The following is a 270-nucleotide window of genomic DNA, read 5'->3' as shown; positions in this document are numbered from 1 at the left end:
GGCCCGGCGGGCGAGGGCCGGCGGGCGTCGGTGCGCAGGGCATCGGCGAGCAGCAGGTCGTCGCGGAGCACGGGCATCACGACGCGGTGCCACAGGCCACCGGGCTCGGTGCCTCCCGGCAGACTCACGAACCCGCCGAGCAGGCGCAGCAGTTCCTCGTCGGGAGCCCGGCAGGCGTCCGCCGGGCCGGTGGCCGCGTCGGGCGGCGGGCAGGCGCCGACGACGAGCAGTGCGGGGGCGGGCAGGCCCGCTTCGCGCAGGGCCCGCGTG

At 80.0% G+C, this 270-nt stretch carries 1 pseudogene; it reads right to left on the bottom strand.

The annotated features are described in order from the left end of the window. Window positions 1-270: pseudogene (locus G3I40_RS43580) on the bottom strand (thioesterase); the annotation flags it as partial.

Origin of the sequence: Streptomyces sp. SID14478, from assembly GCF_010548525.1 — a bacterium.
Taxonomy (GTDB): domain Bacteria; phylum Actinomycetota; class Actinomycetes; order Streptomycetales; family Streptomycetaceae; genus Streptomyces.
The sequence above is the reverse complement of the archived record's forward strand: the minus strand, read 5'-3'. Positions and strand labels throughout refer to the sequence as shown.